Raw genomic sequence first — 537 nt, 5'->3', positions numbered from 1 at the left:
GCCACGCCACTTCAATATTGAGGCTGCATTTATGCTGAGTGAAGTAGAAGCTGGCGGTTCGATAGGATTTGGTTTAGCATTCTAGCTCTTTCTCTCCCGTGGGCTTGAATGTGATGAAAACCTACCTTGTGGGTGGTGCTGTACGTGACTCTTTGCTCGAAATTAACAGCAAGGATAAAGACTGGGTCGTAGTAGGTAGCAACCCAGACGAGATGCTTAAACAAGGCTTTACCCAGGTCGGCCAAGACTTCCCTGTATTTCTCCACCCCAAAACTAGAGAAGAGTACGCTCTTGCGCGGACAGAGCGTAAAAACGGTCAGGGCTACCAAGGCTTCAGCTTTGACACGTCAAAATCAATCACTTTAGAACAAGACCTTATCAGAAGAGACCTAAGCATTAATGCGATGGCAATGAGCGCAGACGGTGAGCTGATTGATCCGTATGGCGGTCAAGACGATCTGAAGAACAGACTACTCAGGCACGTCTCGCCAGCCTTCACAGAAGACCCACTAAGAATTCTACGCGTGGCTCGTTTCG

General features: G+C 48.6%; 1 pseudogene. It reads left to right on the top strand.

What is annotated here, in order from left to right:
- Positions 1–113: 113 nt before the first annotated feature.
- Positions 114–537: pseudogene (gene cca, locus A3729_RS09355) on the top strand (multifunctional CCA tRNA nucleotidyl transferase/2'3'-cyclic phosphodiesterase/2'nucleotidase/phosphatase); the annotation flags it as partial.

This window comes from Oleiphilus sp. HI0043, assembly GCF_001634935.1.
The sequence above is the reverse complement of the archived record's forward strand: the minus strand, read 5'-3'. Positions and strand labels throughout refer to the sequence as shown.